The organism is Corallococcus sp. CA054B (genome assembly GCF_003611625.1).
Lineage (GTDB): Bacteria > Myxococcota > Myxococcia > Myxococcales > Myxococcaceae > Corallococcus > Corallococcus coralloides.
The window spans coordinates 21,787-42,779 of sequence record NZ_RAVY01000049.1 but is presented as its reverse complement, the minus strand read 5'-3'; the positions used below and the strand labels follow the sequence as shown (position 1 = coordinate 42,779).

The following is a 20,993-nucleotide window of genomic DNA, read 5'->3' as shown; positions in this document are numbered from 1 at the left end:
GGCGGGGCTTGCCTATACTCCCGGCACCCATGGCCGCTCCCTGCCCCCACTGCGGTAGTACCGAAGGTCAAGATCACCTGTGCGCGGCGCAGAGCCTCCAGCTCCTGGGCCAGGTGCTGGACGGCCGCTACAAGATTGAGAGCGTCCTGGGCCAGGGCGGCATGGGCATGGTGTTCCGGGCCACGCAGACGTCCGTGCAGCGCCCGGTGGCCGTGAAGACGCTCAACCCGTCGCTCGCCGCGGCGCCCCAGTTCTTCGAGCGCTTCCGCCGCGAGGCGGAGATCGCCAGCCGCCTGCGCCACCCGAACGTCATCACCATCTTCGACTTCGGCCGGGCGGCGGACGGCACCTGCTACTACGTGATGGAGCTCCTCAAGGGGGAGAGCCTCAAGGAGCTGGTGAAGCGCGAAGGGCCCATGACGCTGCGCCGCGCGGTGAACCTGCTGGAGCAGGCCACGCTGGGGCTGGCGCATGCGCACGAGGAGGGTTGCGTCCACCGCGACCTGAAGCCGCACAACATCATGGTCCAGGCGCTCGACGGGAAGGACTTCGTCAAGGTGCTGGACTTCGGTCTGGTGAAGGCGCTGGAGCAGGACGAGGAGGAGCAGCTGACCTCCACGGGCCAGGTGCTGGGCACTCCGCAGTACATGCCGCCCGAGCAGGCCGGCGGCGAGTCCGTGGACCAGCGCTCCGACCTCTACTCGATGGCGGGCGTGCTCTACTTCTGCCTCACGGGCAGCTCGCCCTACGGCGCGAACACGGTGCGCAAGGCGCTGACGGCGTCGCTGACGCAGCCCGTGCCCCCGGTGAACAGCAAGCGCCAGGGCGCGCCGGTGCCTGCGGAGCTGGATGCCTTCTTCACCAAGGCGCTCGCGCCGGAGAAGGAGGACCGGTACCAGAACGCGCAGGAGTTCATCGACGCGCTCTTGGACGCGGTGGAGGGCCTGTCCCCGGAGGAACTGGACGCGCACCCCACGGGCGGCACGCCCGGCGCCGAGCGGGGCACGGGCAGCCGCAGCCGCGCGGGTTCGGGAAGCCGTGCGGGTTCAGGGAGCCGGCTGGGTTCCGGCAGCCGCGCGGGCCGTGCGCCGGCCACGGGCAAGACGGGTTCACGTGTGGGCATGGCCCCTCCTCGGGGCGGCACGCCGGCGGGAGCGCAGGCGGCGGCTCCGCGGGCGACGTCCAACGGGAACAGCCCGGCGCCGATGGCCGCGAGCAGGCCGCGTCCCCCTGCCCCTCGCCACGTGGAGCCGGAAGCGGAGCTTCCGCCGCCGCCCAAGGGCATGTCCGGGGGCGTGAAGGCGGCGCTCATCGGCGTGCCGCTGCTGCTCATTGGCGCGGGCGTGGCGGTGGTGATGGCACGCGGGGGTGGCGAGATGGCTCCGCCGCCGCAGGCTCCCGTGGGGATGACGTCTCCGAAGGCACCTGTGGATGCGCCGCCCGCACGGGTGCAGGAGCCGGCGACGCCTCCTCCGGCGGCCTTGCCGCAGGACGTGACGGTGGAGTTCACCTCCTCGCCGTCCGGCGCGGCCATCTTCGATGGTGATGCGCAGATCGGCACCACGCCCACCAAGCTACTCATGCCGCGCTCCAAGGTCACCGAGCTGCGCTTCAAGCTCTCCGGGCATCAGGACCAGGAGAAGACCCTGGACTACAGCCGGCTCGCGGACACGGCGGAGCAGCGCGTGAACGTGCGGTTGGAGCCGGTGCGCGCTGCGCCGACGCCCCGGCCCACGAAGCCCGCGAAGTCCGGCGGCAACGACCCGGGCATCGGCGTGTTCGAGTAGGCAGCGGGTTTGAATTCCGCCGCCTCCATCCCGAGAAGCCCAGCAATCTCAACGGGTTGCTGGGTTTTTCTTTGTCCTCGTTTTCTTCAATCCCCCGCCTGCCTCCACAACGAACTTCCGGCTCAGGCAGATCGAGTGCGCAGCCGGCCTTCGTAATCACGCTTGCCGAGCGGTACACCGCGCGAGCGGAGGATGTCGTAGGCAGTGACGGCGTGGAAATGGAAGTTCGGCAGGGAGAACGAGAGGATGAACGTCTCCGCAGTGAAGGCGAGTCTCCTCGGCCCGATCTGAAGGTCCAGGTCCTTGCCCGCGCACTGGTCGACCTCGTCGGGCGTGAACGCCTCCAGCGCCACTTCCGCTTTGCCCATCATCGCCTGCAGGTCGGCGAAAGGGACCGGTCCGACCAAGGCCGGCGGGGCGAACACACCGGTCTTGAGGGCTTCCACTCCCCACACGGAATGGTGCCATGTGGCTTCGACCTGAAAGTGGAAGGGCGCCATGTCGTCGAAAAGGCGCGCCTTCACGAAGTCGTCGGGATCAACACCTGTCTCGGCGCAGTGCCTGGCCGCACGGTCGAGAAAGCCAGCGACGGCCCTCACGGTCTGCAGGAAGGTGGGCACGCTGAGGTCGTAGAGTGATGTCGCCATCGGCTTTCCCTCACTTTCTGGCGCTAGCGTTTCCGCCTTTTCAGGATGCGCCCGAACGACCACGACAGCAAGAACCGGGGGGACGCCCCCGGCGCCGTTCAAGCTCGACGGCAAGGGCTACACTGGGCAGTTAGAGGCCGCGAAGAAGGTCCTCCGCGCCGGCCAGGGAGCACCGTGAACATGCGCCTGCATCGAGTCCTGCCGCTCGCGCTCGTCCTTCTCCAGGTAGCCTTCCTCACCGCCTGCCAGCCGCCCCTGGACGTGACGCTCGCGTCCAGCCATGAGCGCCTCCCCAGCCCCGCCTTCGTCGTCGACGAGCCCTCCCAGGACGGAGGCCCGCCGCGGTACGACGTCATCCGCGTGGTAACCGAAGAGGGGAAAACGGTGTGGCACGTGCGCGCTGTCTCCTTCGGCGGGACGCGCGGACGTCGCATCGTCTACGGCGAGGTGCCGGACGGCTTCGAGATGGTCGAGCCCGCCCAGCAGCTTCAGTCGGGACGGCTCTACAGCATTGGCGTCTCGGGCGAGGCCTCCGGCGCGCTGCCCTTCGTCACCGGGCAGGACGGCAGCGTGCGACCGGAGAAGGAGTAGCGCACAGAGCGCCCCGCGCGTCTCCCCCAACGGGGCGCACACAGCCGCGCGACTTTGACTTGCCACCTTCCCCGCTCATGGGTTGCATGTGGCACGCCGCCATCAAGAGTGACTGGCAGGGCCGCTTCCTGCTCATGCCCGCGGAGGCCGGCGGCACCGCTACCCGCTATTCGACGCCTTCCACGAGACGTTCCCGGAGGTGGAGCGCACCGCCTCCAACTTCGCGGAGTTCCTGGAGCGGGCGCTGCGCTCTCCGCGCTCATCAATCGCGTACGACGCGCCCGGCAAAACCGCGCCTTTCTTCGCGGCTTTGCGGCTTTGCGCGCGATGCCTTTCACCTTCTCAGCGGAGCGCGCGCCTGGACCTGATCGAGTAATATTGGCACCAAATGAAAGGTGCGCCATGTCTCTGAATGCCTACGATTCATCTGCTGGCCTGTTCATTCGCGGGCTGGCCAACTTGAAAACGTTATTGACGAAGGCCGAAGCCCATATCGCCGCCAACGGCAGCGGTGAAGCCGCTCTGCTGGACGCGCAACTCGCCACAGAAGGTCGCGTGCGCGGCGTTGCAGGTCATCCGAATGACGTGCACATGTACACGCTCGCGGCCCAAGTCCACTGGGCTGCAGAGGGAGCCAGGTTGGCGGTGGCGCACCTGCTGGGTGCGCCATCGGTGCCGGCCGCAAGCGATGAAAAGAGCTTTGCGGATCTGTACCAACGCCTTGATGCGACGATCGCATCTCTCCGAGAGATCGCGCCGAGCGACCTCGAAGCTGGCCTCGAGCGAGCGATCGTGATCAAGAACCGCGGTGGCTCAATGAGCTTCAGCGGCAGCCAGTTTCTGATCGAATTCGCGATTCCCCACTTCTTCTATCACATGACCACCGCCTACGGCATCTTGCGCAACCAAGGCGTGCACCTCACCATGGGAGACTTTTTGGGCGGCAAGGGGTGAACGGTATCTGTTCGGGCTGCTGTGTTACCCCTGTTGGGCCGCATGTGCCCCCAGTGTGCCCCTCCGGCCGCTCCTCACTCACGGCTAATCCTCGACAGGGCGCTCGGGTGTCACCTTCCACAGCTGCCCCGAGTCATTGCAGCCTGCCTTGGCGAGGATGGGGATGTTGTTGGCCCTGCTGTCATTGACGATATCCAGCGACAGCGCGTCGCCCTGCGCCTGGGTCGTCAGCCTGTAGATGCCGTTGGGCTCCGGATTCAGCTTCCATCGCTGCTCCGGAACATCCGCCGATTTGACGAGGAGGGGGCGATTGCCGGCGGTGTTGGCAAGGGACATGCTGGTCCCACGCCACTGGGTCGTCAGACGGTAGAAGCCGTTGGCCTCCGGAGTCAGCTTCCAGAGCTGCCCCGTGTACCTGCCCGTCTTGGCGAGGATGGGGGTGTTGTTGGCCTTGCCGTCCCCGATGATGTCCAGCGACATCCCATCGCCCTGCCACAGGGTCGTCAACCGGTAGTAGCAGCGGGCATCGAAGGGGGCGGACACCGGCGGCGGAGTGGGCGTTGCAGGCAGGGTGGGTGTCGTGGTCGAGGGCAGCTGCCACAGCTGATGGAGCAACGCGAGCATGCCCGGGTCGTGCCTGGCCAGCTCTTCACGTGTGAAGGGATAGAAGTCGTTGCGGCCGAAGAGCGCCTCCGAGGTCTCCGCGAAGTACTCCCCCACGTCTGTCATGGCATAGGCACGCTCGAACGTGTTGGACCGCTCGGGTCCCCACCAGCGCTCCACGCAGTCGAAGCTCTTGCTTGCCATCGCGCGCTCATAGGCAGCCGCGAGGCCGGCGTGCTCCCAGCCGAGCACCTGGTCGTGATAGGCATGGCTGAGTTCGTGGAGCACGAATAGGGGCATCCGCCTGGTTTCCTTCTCGAAGATGAGGACGTTCGAGAACTCGATGCTCTTCCGCATCGCCGGGTTGCGCCCACTCTGGAGCAGCAAGGCATCGCCAGCATGGTACCAAGCCACCTGCGGCTCGTTGGGATAGGGCGGCGACAGCCACAGCGTCACCTTGCGAAGCTGAGCCACAGGGCCCGCGGGGATGATCCGGACGACCTCCTTGAGCTGCGCCGCCAGGAGCACCAGGGCCTTGTCCGTCAGGGGCTTGTTCGCCCCTGCCAGCAGGCGTTCATCAATGCGAACCGTCCAGCCCTCGATGGCCCGGGTCTGGTAGGTGGGAACGGGGCTGGCCGCTGAGGCGACGCAAGCGAATGCCAGGGCGGCCAGGAGGAGCCCTTTGGGAGAGTGCATGCCTCATCATACTCTCCGTGTGGCAGGCAGTGCCCACCCTCTACGCTGCGATGGAAGCGTGGCGGGCCTGTCATCCCCACCCGCACGGTCCTGTACGGCATGGGCACGCTGTTGAATCCTAACAGTGCGAAGGACTCCTGCCTGGGGGGAGCATGTCGAGCCATTTCGGGTTCATTGATCACCGTGACGGTGCGAACATCCGGACGCTCCCAGCGGAGGCGAAGGGGTCCGAATGCCTGACGCGTCAGCCCCTGCCCCCAGGCGCCCGCGTCTCCGTCATCCGTGACCGTGCCCAGACATCCGGATGGTCCTACGTGGCAACACGTGTGGAAGGGTATTTGCTGAAGGGCTACGTGCAGGGCCTGCGCATCACCACTCAGCTGCCAGAACCGGCAGCAACCCTCTACGCAATCCGTCCCGGGGATTGTCTGGAGCGCATCGCCGCGCACATCTACAGACAGGGAATCGCCCCAGGAAAGGATTTGCGTTTCTATGAAAATGTCATCCACCATGTGAACGCGCAGTGCGGGCGCAAGGGTGTCCGGCGCGACGGCGGCGATGTGAAGCTCATGGCGGGAGAGCGCATCTGGCTGGTCAGCCTGGCGTTCGCGGACCAGCTCCAGGGCCTCGTCCCCAGTGGCTCCATCACGGGCGGGGCGCTCGCCCGGGCACGGAAGGCCGCGCGGCACCTGGAGGATGTCATCGCGTCCGTGGAGGAGGCGCCCAAGCACTTCCGCGCGGTTGCCGGGCAGTATCGCGATGCCATCCTCGAACACCTGCCGGAGATCATCGGCATCGTTCTGGCATTCATCGGCGCGGAGTTCCTGTCCACCCTTCTGGCAGCGTCACCGACAGGGGTGGGGCAGCTCGCGGCGGCCATCATCCAATTGGCGCTGGCGGTTTTCGGCGTCCAGGGCCTCGTCGAGGCAACGGGCGAAGCCCTGACGCACGCGAAGCAGTGGCTGGTCCAGGCGTGGCAGGCCCATGGGAACCCAGAGAAGATCGCGGAGGCCAGCAAGTCCTTCTTGCGAATGTTGATCAGCATCGCCATGGCCGCGCTGGCGTTCATGGGCGCGAAGTCCAACCTGCAACGGGGGCTCAAGCTGGCTGAGAGCGTGAAAATCACCCTCCCCCGTGTTGTCATGATGGAGACGGCCGGCGCTGGTGGCTCGGCCGTGGCGGTCCCCATCTTCCAGCCGGGTGCCATCACCGCGGCGCCCACTACCCTGCCATTGAATCCCTGGGGCTGGGGCACGCCCCTGATGTCCCAAGCGGCCAAGGGCGGCTCGGCCTCCAAGCCGCCCCTGACGGACCGGGTGCTGGGGGACGCCGAGTTGGAGAAGCTGCTGGAGAAGCTTCCCAATTGGGACAAGCTCAAGCAGTTCGTCGGGCGTCAGATTCCGAAGGAAGGGACTCCCGCGTTCGACGCCTTCAAGAAGGAACTCCAGGAGGCGGGTTATCGCCTGGAGAAGCTGAGCGACGGGCCGCAGCCGTACCGCCTCCGCCGGCCGAATGGGCAGTCCCTGGGCAACGAGTACGCGGCGCTCACGGTGACCGAGGACGGGCTCATCGTGCTCAAGTCCAGCAAGGCACCGTCACGCATCAGCATCTTCACGCGCTACCGGAAGAACTACCTGGACTGGGTGAAGCAGACCCATGACGAGGCGGCGCGGGCCGCGGCGGAGGCGCGCATCTCCCAAGGCCACCCCCTGCATCACCTCATCCCGGACGCGGAGGCACAGACGAACCAGTTGGTCCGCGAGGCCATGAAGCGTGTCGAGGGGTATACGATTGACCGGGGTTCGAACATCCTCGACATGCCTCCGGGAGCAAACCCGGAATGGGGCTATATCCACTCGGGCAGCCACCCCTCGTACAGCAACCTTGTCAGGAGCATGCTCAATCGTGAACTGGCGAAGCTCATCAAGCTGGGTCCTCCCTCTCGATGGACCCCCAAAGCCATTGACGACGCCATCCGCAAGGTCGAAGACGAACTGCGCCACGCCATCGAATCCAAGGTTCTGGAGGCTCCGGTCATCAAGAAGGTCTACGATGGAGACGTGCTTGTCGGCCAGAAGCTCGCCAGGGTGGAGCTCCCGCTCTCCTCGGAGTCGAACACCGCATGATTCATGAACTGCTGCCGGACGTTACTCACATCACGGAGGATGGGGTCCATGATGCCGAGATCATCGAGTTCGACGGCTTCGAGTACGTGACGTTCCATGAGCCCTCCATCGACTACCAGCGAGAGCAAGGGGCGCCCGAGGTCGTCGAGTTCGTGGGCAACCTGGAGAACGCTGCCTGGCTTGACCATCTGGTCACCACGCCTCTGGGCCTGCTGCTGGTGTCCAAGCGCATGGTGCGCGTGCTCGAATCCGTGGGGCCCTTCCGCCACCGCGCCATTCCCACGGTCATCTACTCGAAGCGCATCAAGCACCTCGTGCGCGACCGCTTCACACGGCAACGGACCTGGTACCCGGTGACGGACCCCACGATGAAGAACGAGGACTTCGTCATCCTCCAGTTGCTGGAAGAAACCCCTTGTCTGGACCGTGAGCGCACCCTCGTGAAGGGAGTGCCATTTCATCAATCCGGTGAATCCGTCCTGGGTCAGGACGAAGCCCTGCCCCTGGTACTCCGCGAGCCGACAGGGGGCTTCCCGCCCGTCTTCTGTGTCCCGGAGCTGACCTTCTACTGCTTCACCGAGGAAGCCCGGCAGGCCTGCGAGGCCGCTGAACTGAAGGGCCTGTGGTGGCGCCCTCAACGCTGACCTCCGTGCCCATTGCGAGGGCACCGGAGGCCCGGCCCTTGACGACACGATGGCCCCCGAAGCCGAAGCGCGGATGGTGTCCCAGTTCGGCACCTGCTCTCACGCGGAGAAACAGGCAAAGTCACCGCCAGTGCAAAGGTTTGCATGTGGCGCTGAACGCTACAATCAAGCAGGCCCTGTGACGTGAATCGACACATCTCCCTTCACGAATCACAATCGCCATGTCCGCGCCTCACTCTGGAATCCCTGGGAACGCTGGACTCCGCGATGACTGGCATGAAGCCTGCTTTGCTTCGTGCCTGCGTCATTGCGACGTAAAACCAACCTCTACCCAGGAAGACAAATGCACATGCGGATCATCGTGGGACTTCTGGCCGGCGGACTGATGCTCGGTTGTGGCGGCGTCGATTCGGAAGCAACGACAGGCGACGAGCGCACGGTCCAGGCACAGGCCGCCATGGCCGACGAGTTCGAGGTGAAGGCCGACGGAGAGGGCGGCGTGTCCTGCAACTCAGAGCAACGGAAGATCGCGGAGGCCCACATGGTCAAGAATCACAGCAGCTTCGCGAAGATGGACAGTTGTGAAATCGTGGCCATCAACTACAAGCTCTACATCCGCTACACCTACTACTTCTGAAGCCTGTCGTTTCGCGATGCATTGGTCCGGCCTGCTTACCCGGCGGGCCGGGCCCTCCATGCTGTGACGGGTGCGGAGTGTGCCAGCCTGCGCGCGAAGGGCAGACCGTGCGCATGCAGCCACTGGCGTGTCGCGTCCCGCAGCCCGGCCTGATCGAGCAGCTCCCCCACGGTGTGCCGTGACAGGTCCTCCAGGACGGCGTGGAGCTCGGCCTTCACCCCCTCGCGCACTTCGGGACGCGCGAGGTTGTGGGCAATCACCTGGGGCGCCATCGAGTCGAGCTGCTCGTGGGGAACCCGGTTCAGCGCCTCCGCGGCGTCGGCCTCTGTCTTCTCCAGGGTGGACAGGAAGACCTTCTTGCGCTGAGCCCCCAGGGACCGGGCGGTCTCTTCGCTGGCGAGCCGCTCGGCGATCCGCCGCTGCACCAGGGCCATGGAGCCGTCGATGACCTCGCGCACGCGGTCCTGCAAGCTGCCGCCCAGGCCTCCCAGGATTCCCTTGCTCGCCGAGGCCGCCGCTCGCGCACCCCAGCTCAGCGCATCCCGCAGCCCGCCGCCACCCACCCCGGGAGCACCCGCGATGACCTTGCTCACCAGGGACGACAAGGTCTCCTGGAGCGTGGTGCGCACGGTCTCCCGCACCTGCTCGGACGCCACCATCTCGTCGATGGCCTTGCGAGGCAGGTGCACCGGCTGGCCCAGGAGCGCCGTCAGGGACGCGGTGGCCTCTGCGGGGAGCCACGCGCCCAGCCGGGTGCGGCTCTTCGCCGCGCGCGCGAGCAGGCGCGTGCGCATGGGGACCACCAACCGTGCGTGCCAGTCCATCACCCGCGCGGGCGTCAACGCGAGGTCGACCGCGGCGAGGACCCGGTCGGGGTCCACCCAGTCCGAGACGCGGGAGGCACAGAGCGCGTCGAAGGTCAGGTCCAGCAGTTCCAGGAGCGCGGCGTCGTCGAGTTCGGACATCGGAGCGTTCCTACTACGGACCGGAGCCGGAAGAGCGGGGTTCACGGCCTCCCATGGCGCCCCGTGGACACATCCGAGCCCCGCATTCGTGATGGGGCCTTCCCTAGAAGTTGGCCTGGAAGCAGAGGAAGTTGCCGCCCGTGAAGTAGAAGCCGCCTGAAACGGTGGTGCTTGCCGCCTCGACGCAGAGGCTCACGACGAACTCCGCACGCTCCCGGTTCTCGCCCGACACGGTGTAGGTGTTTCCCGGGAACAGGGTCGATTGGCCGTCCCGCGTGGACCCATCCACCATCACCCGGAAGAAGCCACCCAGCTCCGACTTGAGGATCGGGAAGGGCCTGCTGGCATACGCGGAGAGGGCGACATCCACGCGCTTGGGGGTCGCGCTCCCGCAGAGCGCCGCGTCGGTCCTGACGCTCACCTAGCGAGCGTCGTAGAGGATGGGGCCGGTGGTGCCCAGCCGGTCCTTGTTCGGGAAGTTCTCGTAGTTGAGGCAGGTGGGTTCCCAGAGCGCCGCGCACACGTTCGAGCTGCAGAAGTGCGTGCCGTAGTCGCAGTTCGACTGCCCCGCTCCCGTGCAGGGGGCCCCGCTGTCACCGCGCACCTTGCACTGCCCCGTGGTGGTATCGCAGCGCAGCCCCTCGGTGCATTCCGCATCCGCCGTGCACTTCGGCGTGCAAACGGCATCCTGGATCGAGCACACCCGGTCGAAGGTGCTGCGCCCTTCGTTGCACAGCACATCCGTGGAGCACTTGCAGACCCGCTGCGAATCGGTGGGGCTCAGCACGTCGCAGATCTTCGCCGAGTCCGGACAGTCCGCGGCACTCATGCAGGTCTGGACACAGACCTCCGCCGTGGGATGGCAGAGCTCCGAAGCAAGACAGTCCGCGGAGGTCGTGCACCGCAAGGTCCGGGGCACGCACGCACCGGTCGCGTGCTCGCACCGCTGCTCCAGGTCACAGTCCGCATCCTGCGTGCATGTGCCCGCATCGGCGCCCCCGTCAGTGCCCGCATTGGCGCCGGCGTCAGTGCCCGCGTCGAAGCCTCCGTCAGTGCCCGCGTCGACGCCTTCGCCAGCGCCCGCATCGAGGCCCCCGTCAGTGCCCGCGTCGACAACGACGTTCACGCCGCCATCCGCGTCACTGTCGATATCGCGAGTAGAGCAGCCCCCCATCACCACGCTGATGACAACGAACATCCAAAGCTTCAAGCCGCTTTCCCCCTGGGCCATGTGCATGGCGATTGTATCCGAGGACGGTGCCCCCTTCTCCTGTTCCTACGGCCTGGCTGCGCCAGCAGGTCCGTGCCGTGTTTGCGGAGCTCCTGGCCGCCCATTCCTGACCGGGCAAAAAGCAGCCCCTGGGGACAGTCGTCCCCAGGGGCCGCTCGTTCCGGAGGCGAGCGCGTTGACTACGGGCTGAGGGAGAAGCTTCCCGACCAGGCGCCGTAGGACAACGTGGTGATGCCGTTGCGCGTGGTGCCCGTGTAGCTGGACTGCCCTGGCTGGATGGTGACGGACACGTTGCCACCCGAAGCCGGAATCACCCCCGCGTGCACCGCGGCCGCGCAGGCGTTCGAGTCATCGGTGTAGAGGTCCGTCCCCCACACCGTGCCGCCGCTCACCGGACCGCAGCTGCACCGGATGCTCGTGCCGTTCTGGCCGCGATAGGACGTGAAGCTGTAGCTGGAGCAGGTGTTCAGCGGAGGCGTCGTGCCGCTGACGGAGAAGCTCCCCGACCAGGCGCCGTAGGAGTACGTGGTGACGCCGTTGCGCGTGGTGCCCGCGTAGCTGGACTGCCCCGGCTGGATGGTGACCACCACCGTCCCACCCGCCGTGCCGATCGCGCCGGCATGCACCGCGGCCACGCAGACGTTCGAGTCGTCGGTGTAGAGGTCCGTCCCCCACACGGCGCCGCCGCCCACCGCGCCGCAGCCGCAGCGGATCTGCGTCCCGTTCTGCCCGCGATAGGAGGTGATGTTGTAGTTCGAGCAGCTCTGGACCGCACCGCCCGAATAGAGGGCCGACAGCGCGGTGATGTCCGAGCCGGTCCACTCCCCCGTCTCGGTCGACCGGAAGCACGAGTTCATGACCGAGCCGCCCACGGTGGCCGTGGTGGGCGTGTTGGGGATGTGGATGGCCCCCACGCCCGCCTCGCCCTCGTCGCCACCGATGCCGCAGCTGATGCTGCGGTTGTAGTAGTCCGAGTGACGGAAGCCGATGGCGTGACCCAGCTCGTGGGTGATGACGTGCTCGTTCACGTCCGCGCTGTAGCTGTCCAGGCCAGTGCCAATATAGAAGACGCCATAGGGCATCCCGTTCGACGGGAAGCCCGCCTGGCCGCCAGTGCCGGTCGTGGTCTCCGCGGAGATGTTCGCCGTACAGCCCGTGGTCGGTCCGCGAGCGAAGGTGAGCCGCAGCCCCTGCTCGTTGTAGTTGGCGATGGCCAGGTCCAGGCCCTGGCTCAGGTTGGAATAGCTGTTGAACGCGGCGGTGGGGTTGACGCAGATCTTCGTCACGCCCGTGCCGACCTGGTTCGTCGTGCGGTACTGCTCGGCACTCCCCTCCTCCAGGGGCTGGAGCAGCTCGCGGGACGCCTCGAGGGTCACGTGAGCGTCGCGGCCCACGTACACGTTTCCGTCGAAGACCTGGATGTCATTGGCCGGAAAGCCGGCCTCGATCAGGTTGGAGATGATCTCCCGGTTCTCCACTTCCGGGTCGCCTCCGCAACCGGCAATGGAGACACCAACGAGCAGCGCCATGGAAAGTCTACGCATGCAAACCTCCTGTTCGAGGAAAGGACAGCGCGCGACCGCGCGTCCCCATCCATGCATGCTCCAAAGCCAATCCAATAACCGCAAAACGCGTAAATGCAAACTGCACGACATTTGCGGCTGGACGCGCCATGAGTGCTCCGCGAACGTCAGGCCGGCCTCCAGCCGCTCACTCCCTACAAACCATGCCCCTCCACCGTCCTCGCTCCGTCCTCGCCGGATTGCTGCTGCTCGCCCTCATGGCCTGTAGCGCTCAGCCCGTCGGCTCCGTCCAACTCGCCGGCTCCGTCCAGCAAGCCCTCTCCCTGAGTGATGTCAGCCGCGTCCAGGTGACCCCATCACCGCCAACCAGACCACCGCCGTGTTCCTCAGCCTCCAGGAGCTTCCGGCCCTCGCGCCCTATGACAATGAAGCGCCCGTCATTGACTCACTGACCGCCTCCAGCAATGCGCTTCAGCCAGGCGCCTCCCTCGCGCTGTCCGCCACGGTTCATGACCCCAACCCCGGAGACACGCTCACCCTGGCCTGGACCACCTCCGGTGGCACCTTCTCAAACACCACCTCCGCGGCCTCCTCGTGGACGGCGCCTGCCTTCCCCGGCGTGCAGACCCTCACCCTCACCGTGACGGACTCCCAGGGCTCCGCTGTCTCCGTCTCCCTCTCCGTCAACGTCGTCCCGGACCTCGTCACCGGCGACGCCACCCTCGACATCTCCTTCAACCGCTGGCCTGTCGTCACCAGGGTCTCCGCTTCCCTCAACCGCCTCGACGCGGGACAGTCCACCGCCGTCACCGCGCTTGCGTCCGATGCGGATGCGGATGCCCTCTCCTACCAGTGGACCGCTTCCTGTCCCGGCACCTGGGCGGATGCGACGTCCAGCACCGCCTCGTTCATCCCCTCCTCCAGGCCGGCCGGCGCATGCAACAACTGCCGCCTCACCGTCGCGGTGCAAGACGGCCGGGGTGGACAGACCACGGGCTCGCTCAACCTCTGTGTCGCCGACACCGCTCCCGTGCGCTTTGCTCCGACTTTCACGAGCTTCTACCAGTCCGCCACGTCCACCTCGCCTGAGCAGACGGTGGCCTTTGACGTCACCGCCCTGGACCCGCAGGCCAGCCCCCTGACCTTTGCCTGGACCGCCAGCACAGGCGCACTGGCCACGGCGCAGGACACCGCCAACACCAGCCATGTCGTGTGGACGGCGCCTGCCTTCACGGCAGCGGGCATCCTCCCCACCATCACCGTCGTCGTGACCAATGCCCACGGCCTCTCGGCCTCGAAGTCCTTCACTGTCTCGGGGCTGCCGGCAGCCATCGACCCCACCAGCGCGCTCACGAGCGGAGGATTGACCTGGGTGAGGCCGGGGGCGGCCACCGTGACCTGGATGGATGGAATGACGTACTGCTCGAACACGGCCATCGCGGGTCAAACCGGGTGGCGCATGCCCACCGTCGAAGAACTGACCGATTTGTGGGTCGACAAAGGCACGAACCAGCTCGCGGCGGCAGGCTGGCCGCTCGATTGGATCTGGGCCATGACACCCATCTCCAATGGCCATCGGGTGACGAACATGGCGACCGGCGGCTCCAGCTACTCCCTGGATTCCGACAAGCAATTCCTGACGTGTGTTCGTGGGACGGGGGAATACCCCGCCACCGTCTCCCATGCAGGACGGACCTGGATGCGGCCGGACGCGTCCCTGCGAACGTACGCGAACGCGGAGACCTATTGCTCCAGCAGGACGACCGCCAACCACACGGGGTGGCGGTTGCCGACCTCGTCGGAGCTGGAGGCACTGCACGTCGAGAAAGGCGGTCGTTTCCTCGCGAACGCGGGATGGACTCTTGAGTGGATCTGGAGCTCGACCCCCTACGCCAGCGGTCTCATCGTCGTGCGCGGCGGTGGCACCTGGAGCCTGGGCGATCGCAGTGCCAGCACGTTCAATGTGACCTGCGTCTACCCCTGATCCCAGGGGGGCGCCCAGAGGCCTCCGGACTCAACGGCATCCGGAGGCTTCGCCGACCAGCTCCGTCACGGCGTCCGGGTGGCTGATCATCGCGACGTGGGAGCTCTCGATTTCGACGGCCTGGGAGCCAGCGCGCTGGGCCATGACTCGCTGGGCCTCGGGCGGAATGGTGTGGTCGTCGCTGGCAATCAGATACCAGGACGGAAGGTCCTTCCACGCAGGCGGGCCGGAGGGGCTCTGGAAGATGGAGGCGGCGGCCGGGCGTTGGCTCGCGGCGAGCACCGCCGCGTCCTCCTCGGAGAGGTCGCCCGCGAAGAGTTCGTGGAAGAAGGCGGGGTCGATGTAGCCGTCAGCATCCTCCGTCCCGGCTCCAGGGAAGGGGCGCAAGACAAGGTGGTTGCCAAGCTCGGATTGGCCACCGCCGAGCGTGTTGGCGGCCAGGAGCGTCTCTCCCTCGTCGAGTGCATACGCGGCGACGTACACGAGCGCCTTCACGTTTGGGTTACCGGTGGCCGCGTTCGTCATGACCGCTCCGCCATAGGAGTGGCCGACCAGGACGATGGGGCCCGTGAGGGTGCTCAAGAAGGACCGCAGGTACTCCGCGTCCCCGGCGATGCTGCGCAAGGGGTTGGCGAACGCGTAGACCGTGTAGCCCTGTTGCTGAAGCGGCGCGATGACTCCGGCCCAACCGGATGCATCGGCGAAGGCCCCGTGGACGAGGACGACCGTGGGCTTTTCACAAGCGTCGGCCGGCTGCTCGTCGCTGACGGGACCAACGTTGGATGCAGGCGAGCAGGCAACCAGCAGTGCCCCGAGGGCCCAGAGCAGGCCCCACCGGCGCAGGTTCTGTTCCGTGAAGCACTGAGTGTTCATGGCCCCCCCAAGGACTCGAGTCGCCTGCGTGCGAATGGCGCAGGCCGACCTGAGGGTGGAGGGCGCCCGTGGACGTGCCAACGCGGACCGCGGTCCAAGCCCCGGCAGGCCAACCGCGTGTCCTCGACTGCTCAAAGAAAGGCACGCGGACTCTCATGGGAATAGACTCACCGCCCATGATCAAGCTCCACCAGTTCCACCCCTCCGGGAATTGCTACAAGGTCCGTCTGCTGCTGCATCAGCTCTCGATTCCGTTTGAGACGCGGGAGGTGGACCTCTCCGCGGGAGAGACGCGCACGCCGGAGTTCAAGGCGATGAACCCCATTGCCCGGACCCCCACCGTGGAGCTGGAGCCCGGGGTCTTCCTCGCCGAGTCCAACGCCATCCTCTGGTACTTCGCCGAGGGCACGCCCTTCATTCCCACCGACCGGCTGGAGCGGGCGCGGATGCTCCAGTGGATGTTCTTCGAGCAGTACAGCCACGAGCCCTACATCGCCGTGGCCCGGGCGTGGCACACCTTCTTCGGCATCCCATCCGGCAAGGAGAAGGAGCTGGAGGAGCGCACCCAGAAGGGCTACGCCGCGCTCGACATCATGGAGGGGGAGCTGCGCAAGCGGCCCTTCTTCGCGGGCGAGCACTACAGCCTCGCGGACATCGCGCTGTATGCGTACACGCACGTGGCGGAAGAGGGCCGGTTCGACCTGGGCCGCTATCCCGCCATCCGCGCCTGGTTCGAGCGGGTGCAGGCCCAGCCCCGCCACCTGCGCATCACCGACGTCCTCAACGCGCCGTAGGCCCTGGAGGAGGTGTAGCCTTGGGGCATGCTTCATCCCGACCACTACACCCGAGCCGCCATGGATGCCGAGTTCCACGTCCAGGTTGAGATTGACCGCGTGGTGCTTCCCTCGGAAGTGCAAGGCGTGGCAGTCGTTGAAGGACGCGTCGCTCGTGTCTTCCGAGGGGACCCGGCGCTGCTCACCTCGAACATCTCCTTCGAGGTGAGCGCCATCCGCGAAGGAGCCAGAATGCCTCCCAGTGGGGTTCGCTGGCTGATTGCCGAAAAGCTGGAGCGGGCCGTGGCGATCGAGGCCTACCTCAACCGCAACGGCTACGGTGGCTACGAGGTCGCCAGATGGCAGGCCTTCCTCATCGATGCGGTGACGGACACTCCAGCGCGGCCCTTCACCGAGCAGGACCTGGTGTTCCGCTGAGGCAAGCAGCCCTCTGCGTTCCCCTCGGCGATACGGCCGTCACCGGGGAAGGGACTCCAGGGCGTGGATGGCCTCGAAGAGGACCGCGCGGAACTCGTGGTCCTCGTCCTCTTCGTCGCAGGCCTCTCGGTGCCCCAGCAGCAGCGGGAGCAACGAGACGTCCTCCAGCGCCTGGGCCGCCTCCACGTCCAGCGTGGTGACCACGGGCCCCTCCAGCGCGCGCCGCAGCGGTTCCAGGACGCGCGCGTCCTTGCGCAGGGCCAATCCCAGGAGGGCTTCCCCGCGAATCTTGACGTGCGTCTCTGAGAGCCGGTCCACCAGCGCCTCGCGCAGCTCCGGCGTGTCCACTTCGCGTGCCTGGGAGCCGAGCGTGAACGTGGCCCACTCGCGCACGACTTCGTCAGCGTCGCGTGAGAGGTGGATCAACGCCTGGAGCGCCTGGGGGTCCCGGTGGCTCGCCAGCCCCATGACGACGCCGAAGCGGACGTGGGCGTCCGGGTGCTCCTTCAGGGGAAGGAGCGCGGGCACCGCACGGGGATCCCCCAGGTGGCCCAGCGCGGCGGCCATCGCCTCCAGCACTGCGGCGTCCTGCTCCTTCGCGAGCGCCGGCAGGAGCGCGTCCGTGAAGCGGGCGATGCGCTCCGGGGAGCGGTGCCGGAAATCCAACTGCGCCAGGACGTTCGCGCCGCGTCCCCGCTCCTTCGGTGAGGAGGACTGGAGCCAGGCCGCGGCCCGCTGGAAGACCTCTTCCCCGCCGCGGTGGTGCAGCTGCCAGATGGCCCGCCACGCGCCCTCGTCCTCCTCGCCACCCTGGAGGGTGCGGGAGAACAGTTCATCGGTGGAGAGGTCTGCTTCGGGCGGGGAATCCATGCCGGGCAGCCTAGCGCCGGACGCCCCTGCTCCACAGGCCCGGCGCCGTTGCACCGGGCCTGCGTGCGTTCACTTCAGCGCACGGTGAATACAGCTCCGTGAACGGCCCGCTGGCCGTCGCGCAGCCCACGGCCAGCACCTCGCCGGAAGGCAGCGGGGTGAGCGGATGGCCCGCGCGCGTGACGAACTGGGTACGCGGCACCCCATCGCCTCAGGCGAACCGCTCGCGGAAGGCCCGCAGGTTGGGCCCATCCCCTCCCCGCTCCCACACCGCGAACACCACGCGCTCGAAGACGCCGGGGAACGCATCCAGGGCGCGAGCAAAGGCATCCGCCGCGTCGTGCGGATTGTTGCGGAAGGCACCGCAGCCCCACGCGCCCAGCACCAGCGTGCGGTGCCCGTGGTGCGCCGCCACCTGGAGCACCTTGATGGCCCGCGCGTGCAATTCCTCTCGCATGCGGGGCAACAGGTGCGGCGCATTCCGCTCGGCAGAGCCGGCGTTGGGCGCGGGCGCGGTGATGAGGGAGACCTGGAAGGGCTTCTCCAGCAGCGTGAGCCCCTCATCGCGGAAGAAGGGCACCTGGGGCGAATAGATGACGTGGTCCGTGTACAGCGGCGAGCGGTCGGCGCGGTTGGCGTCGTAGTAGTCGCGCTGCGTGAGCAGACATGGATAGAGCGCCGAGCAGCGCGCCAGGTCCTCTTCCTGCGCCTTCGCTCCGCCCAGGAAGCCGCCGCCGGGATTCCTCGCGGACGCGAAGTTGAGCGCGACGACGTCCGCCACGCCCTCCACCTCCACGCAGCGGCGCGACGCGGCGCCGGTCTTCTCTGGAGTGACCTCGATACGAAGCGCGGAGCCTCCCGCGCGTGGCTCGGGCCGGGGCAGCCGCGCGAAGTCTCCAGGCCGGTAGAGCACCGTCCCTCGCAGGGCGCCTTCCACCTGCTCCCGGAACAGCACGGGCCGCCCGGACGGCGCCACGTACTCCCCCCGCTCCACGATTCCCACCGTCTCCTGCGCAATCCCCTTCAGCGACATGTCCCTCTCCCGAAAGTCTTCGTGTACTAAAAACACGAAGATGGGCGCCTGGTCCTGACAGGCGAGCGGAGTCTGGGTATTTCGGAGAGAATGATGTCTTCACGCTGAGCCTCGCCAGCGTCGGCTTCGCGCCCGCGGCGGGTCGGGGCCTGATGTCTGGAGCCATCAGGCCCCCGACTCCAGTCACCAGGGCCGCGACCCTCGCTTCGACGTAACCCCCTGGAATCAGACGTGGCGTGTGGCCCCAGGGGCCGTGAAACGGTGGGCACGCGGGGTGCAGTAGGGGTGGTCCGTCGCTGCACTCCACTCCCGAGGCCCTCCCATGAAGCTGCGCTCCTCTTCGTTCTCCAAGCCCTCTTCGTCGTTCGGCTCCACCTCCACCTCCCGCCCCCGCAGCGGCAGCGTGCCGGCGAAGCCCGAGACCGCGAAGCCGAAGCCGGTGGCGACGCCCGCGGAGCTGCAGGCGGGCAAGAACAACCTCAAGCCCACCGACTACGGCGTGGTGGACCCCAAGCTCCAGGGCATCCGGACCCGCCGTGACAGCGGCCAGTCCGGCGCGCAGTTCGCGGACTTCACGCAGGACGTGCGCAACTCCACCAACCGCCTCACGAGCAAGCCCGTGGGCAACCAGATGCTGAACGACATCAACGGCCGCACCCAGGCCGTGAACCCCGGCGCCACGGGCACGCTGCGCCAGCCGCTGACGTCGATGGACATCTACTCGGGCCGCAACTCGGCGATGCCCAACTCGCATGTGCCGCGCAACGACGGCACCCTGTCGTCCACCCGCCCGGCGTACCGCTTCGACGGGCAGCCCGGCGCCGGCACCGCCAGCGACATCAAGTACAACGAGAACGGCGGCGGCCAGCGCTTCAACAGCCTGGGCCACGAGTCGGTCCACGCCTGGCGCGCGTCCAACGGCCTCCAGGTGAGCCCCCTGGCCGCCAGCAAGCACAGCAACGCGGACGTCTTCAAGCAGCACCCGGCGCACTCGGACAACATGAAGGCCACCGTCGACAACCGCCTCCGCCTCTCCGAGGAGTTCGAGACCATTGGCCTGCGCCCCACGCCGCACACGAAGAACAACTGGGCCCCGTCCGAGAACGCCATCCGCGCCGAGCACGGCCTGCCCTCCCGCCAGGACTACTCGGGCCTGAAGCCCGACGGGAAGAACAGCAACGACCAGGCCTTCAAGAACTACGACGAGGGCACCGACGCCCGGAACTTCTTCCAGAAGCTGTCCGGCCAGCCGTCGCCCTTCCAGAAGATCGTCGGCGACCTGGAGAAGTGATGCACCGGGCGTTCAGGTCCGCAGGTCCGCCAGCCACCGCAGGGCGCGCAAGCCGGGCATGAAGCCGTACTCGCCTCCGCGGGTGACCACGAACCGCGACAGGCCCTTGAGACACCGGGGGATGGGCCGCCTGGGATAGGCGAACTCCCCGGTTCCGTCGTGGGCGCCCACGAGCGGATCCTTCGCCTCCCCCAACCCCAGGAACTCACCGCCGTTGAGCCACTCGGATTGCACGAACTCGAACTGCCGTCCGAGGTGCGAGCCGATGAAGGCGAACATCAACCCCCGGTCGGCGCCGTCATCCTCGAGGACGCCTTCGGGGAGCTCGGACCCGTAGGCGGTTCCGCGCCGGATCATCCGGTGGAGCCTCACCACTCCCGCGACGGACGCGTCACGGGGGTTCGCGCGCCGGGCGTGCGACCCGGGCGGTGTCTTGTAACCGGTCGGATCATCCGCGTAGTGGAAGTCATTGTTGCGCCGGGGGTCGGCGCCCAGGGAGGCATCGTCATGGTGCGGGCACAGCGCCAGGGGCGCGCCGCTGCGCCACCTCCCCATCATCTTCGCCGCCAGCAGCTCCTCGTCCTCGGGCCTGCTCGCGCTCTCTTTCAGGTACTGCCGGAACGCGGCCACCCGCTGATGGAGCTTGCGGAAGACGATGTACGTCCCATTGCGGCCCAGGACGTCGGGCTGGGGCATGGGTGGCAGGTTGCCTGTCTCGTCGGGGTAGCCCAGGACGAACTCACCTGCCTTGAGCGGCACCTCATGGGGGTTGCTACCGGGGATGCCGCTCCCCTCGACGGCCGGGTGGCTGATGCCATCCCTGAACCCGAACGGCTCCCGCTCCGTGCTGAGCGCGTGGCAGTCCTGACGCCAGAGGGCCTGGACGCCGCCCAGCTCCCGCAGGGCCCCGCCCGCGCGCTCCAGCGCGGCATCGCGCCGGGCCCGGTCCGGAGAGAGCACCGTCAGCACGACGTGGACGTCTGGGGTTCCCAGGGGTGATTCCCAATGCTCGGGGCTGCTCTCCCCTTCGTCCCCCAGTGCCTTCGCCCGGGCCGCCATCCCCTGCCGGAACTCCCACGCGAAGCTGTCCAGGGAGTCCCCTGGCACGCCCAGCGCTACGAGCCCGGAATACGTGAGCGAGACGCTGACCCAGCATTCGGCGGCCGGGCGCTCCGGATGCGCGGACGAGGACACCACCGGAACGAGCCGGCGCATCAGCTCCCGCCCTGCCCTCCGGTCGTCGATGCGCAGGAGGATGTAGGTCGCGACATAGGGCGTGGGCCGGGGCCGAAGCACTCCGCTCTGGATGTCGTCCAGTTCGAGCATG

21 protein-coding genes are annotated in these 20,993 nt (G+C 67.4%); 10 read left to right on the top strand and 11 right to left on the bottom strand.

Annotated features, from left to right (window positions below):
• Positions 1–29: 29 nt before the first annotated feature.
• Positions 30–1,787, top strand: a complete 1,758-nt coding sequence (locus tag D7V80_RS14975; protein ID WP_120588807.1) for a serine/threonine-protein kinase — start codon at positions 30–32, stop codon at positions 1,785–1,787.
• Positions 1,788–1,909: 122 nt separating this feature from the next.
• On the opposite strand, the gene D7V80_RS14970 is transcribed toward D7V80_RS14975, so the two are convergent.
• Positions 1,910–2,434 carry a DUF1993 family protein gene (locus tag D7V80_RS14970; protein WP_120588806.1) on the bottom strand — a complete coding sequence of 175 codons (525 nt, stop codon included), beginning with the start codon at positions 2,432–2,434 and terminating at the stop codon, positions 1,910–1,912.
• Between the two features lie 180 nt (positions 2,435–2,614).
• Between D7V80_RS14970 and D7V80_RS14965 the strand changes: the two genes are divergently transcribed.
• A complete protein-coding gene (locus D7V80_RS14965; RefSeq protein ID WP_120588805.1) occupies positions 2,615–3,025 on the top strand; it encodes a hypothetical protein in 411 nt (136 codons plus the stop codon).
• A gap of 402 nt (positions 3,026–3,427) precedes the next feature.
• Positions 3,428–3,979, top strand: coding sequence for a DUF1993 family protein (locus D7V80_RS14955; RefSeq protein WP_120588804.1), 552 nt, complete (start codon positions 3,428–3,430; stop codon positions 3,977–3,979).
• Between the two features lie 84 nt (positions 3,980–4,063).
• On the opposite strand, the gene D7V80_RS14950 is transcribed toward D7V80_RS14955, so the two are convergent.
• Positions 4,064–5,278, bottom strand: coding sequence for an RICIN domain-containing protein (locus tag D7V80_RS14950; RefSeq protein ID WP_120588803.1), 1,215 nt, complete (start codon positions 5,276–5,278; stop codon positions 4,064–4,066).
• A 338-nt stretch (positions 5,279–5,616) separates the two neighbouring features.
• Between D7V80_RS14950 and D7V80_RS14945 the strand changes: the two genes are divergently transcribed.
• From D7V80_RS14945 to D7V80_RS14935, 3 genes are all read left to right on the top strand, one after another.
• Positions 5,617–7,404, top strand: a complete 1,788-nt coding sequence (locus tag D7V80_RS14945; protein WP_199738646.1) for an AHH domain-containing protein — start codon at positions 5,617–5,619, stop codon at positions 7,402–7,404.
• A complete protein-coding gene (locus D7V80_RS42245; protein WP_199738645.1) occupies positions 7,401–8,048 on the top strand; it encodes a hypothetical protein in 648 nt (215 codons plus the stop codon). Before D7V80_RS14945 ends, D7V80_RS42245 begins: the two co-directional genes overlap by 4 nt.
• Before the next feature lie 349 nt (positions 8,049–8,397).
• Entirely contained in the window at positions 8,398–8,685 is a 288-nt protein-coding gene (locus D7V80_RS14935; protein WP_147447109.1) for a hypothetical protein, read from the top strand.
• A 35-nt stretch (positions 8,686–8,720) separates the two neighbouring features.
• Here the strand turns inward: D7V80_RS14935 and D7V80_RS14930 are convergent, their stop codons facing one another.
• From D7V80_RS14930 to D7V80_RS43645, 4 genes are all read right to left on the bottom strand, one after another.
• Positions 8,721–9,650: a hypothetical protein gene (locus D7V80_RS14930; RefSeq protein ID WP_120588800.1), complete on the bottom strand. Its 930-nt coding sequence runs from the start codon at positions 9,648–9,650 to the stop codon at positions 8,721–8,723.
• A gap of 103 nt (positions 9,651–9,753) precedes the next feature.
• A complete protein-coding gene (locus D7V80_RS14925) occupies positions 9,754–10,071 on the bottom strand; it encodes a hypothetical protein (RefSeq protein WP_120588799.1) in 318 nt (105 codons plus the stop codon).
• Positions 10,072–10,848, bottom strand: coding sequence for a hypothetical protein (locus D7V80_RS14920; protein WP_147447108.1), 777 nt, complete (start codon positions 10,846–10,848; stop codon positions 10,072–10,074).
• A 212-nt stretch (positions 10,849–11,060) separates the two neighbouring features.
• Positions 11,061–12,425, bottom strand: coding sequence for a M57 family metalloprotease (locus D7V80_RS43645; protein ID WP_120588797.1), 1,365 nt, complete (start codon positions 12,423–12,425; stop codon positions 11,061–11,063).
• A gap of 358 nt (positions 12,426–12,783) precedes the next feature.
• On the opposite strand from D7V80_RS43645, the gene D7V80_RS14910 reads away from it, so the two are divergent.
• Positions 12,784–14,388, top strand: a complete 1,605-nt coding sequence (locus D7V80_RS14910; RefSeq protein WP_371807713.1) for an Ig-like domain-containing protein — start codon at positions 12,784–12,786, stop codon at positions 14,386–14,388.
• A gap of 30 nt (positions 14,389–14,418) precedes the next feature.
• Here the strand turns inward: D7V80_RS14910 and D7V80_RS14905 are convergent, their stop codons facing one another.
• Positions 14,419–15,261 (bottom strand): alpha/beta fold hydrolase, encoded by an 843-nt coding sequence (locus D7V80_RS14905; RefSeq protein ID WP_120588796.1) that lies wholly within the window; start codon positions 15,259–15,261, stop codon positions 14,419–14,421.
• Between the two features lie 176 nt (positions 15,262–15,437).
• Here D7V80_RS14905 and D7V80_RS14900 point away from each other — a divergent pair, with 176 nt between their 5' ends.
• Both D7V80_RS14900 and D7V80_RS14895 read left to right on the top strand, forming a co-directional pair.
• A complete protein-coding gene (locus D7V80_RS14900; RefSeq protein ID WP_120588795.1) occupies positions 15,438–16,055 on the top strand; it encodes a glutathione S-transferase family protein in 618 nt (205 codons plus the stop codon).
• Positions 16,056–16,082: 27 nt separating this feature from the next.
• Complete coding sequence (locus tag D7V80_RS14895) at positions 16,083–16,472, top strand: hypothetical protein (protein ID WP_120588794.1); 390 nt, start codon at positions 16,083–16,085, stop codon at positions 16,470–16,472.
• 39 nt (positions 16,473–16,511) lie between these two features.
• Here the strand turns inward: D7V80_RS14895 and D7V80_RS14890 are convergent, their stop codons facing one another.
• Genes D7V80_RS14890 through D7V80_RS14885 form a run of 3 tightly spaced genes read right to left on the bottom strand, consistent with a single transcriptional unit; the run spans position 16,512 to position 18,375 of the window.
• Positions 16,512–17,342, bottom strand: coding sequence for a HEAT repeat domain-containing protein (locus D7V80_RS14890; RefSeq protein ID WP_120588793.1), 831 nt, complete (start codon positions 17,340–17,342; stop codon positions 16,512–16,514).
• A 10-nt stretch (positions 17,343–17,352) separates the two neighbouring features.
• Positions 17,353–17,544 (bottom strand): hypothetical protein, encoded by a 192-nt coding sequence (locus D7V80_RS41430; RefSeq protein WP_147447107.1) that lies wholly within the window; start codon positions 17,542–17,544, stop codon positions 17,353–17,355.
• A 9-nt stretch (positions 17,545–17,553) separates the two neighbouring features.
• Entirely contained in the window at positions 17,554–18,375 is an 822-nt protein-coding gene (locus D7V80_RS14885; protein WP_120588792.1) for a TIGR02452 family protein, read from the bottom strand.
• Positions 18,376–18,697: 322 nt separating this feature from the next.
• Here D7V80_RS14885 and D7V80_RS14880 point away from each other — a divergent pair, with 322 nt between their 5' ends.
• Complete coding sequence (locus D7V80_RS14880) at positions 18,698–19,666, top strand: M91 family zinc metallopeptidase (RefSeq protein WP_120588791.1); 969 nt, start codon at positions 18,698–18,700, stop codon at positions 19,664–19,666.
• Between the two features lie 12 nt (positions 19,667–19,678).
• Here the strand turns inward: D7V80_RS14880 and D7V80_RS14875 are convergent, their stop codons facing one another.
• Complete coding sequence (locus tag D7V80_RS14875; RefSeq protein ID WP_120588790.1) at positions 19,679–20,992, bottom strand: peroxidase; 1,314 nt, start codon at positions 20,990–20,992, stop codon at positions 19,679–19,681.
• Position 20,993: the final 1 nt, after the last annotated feature.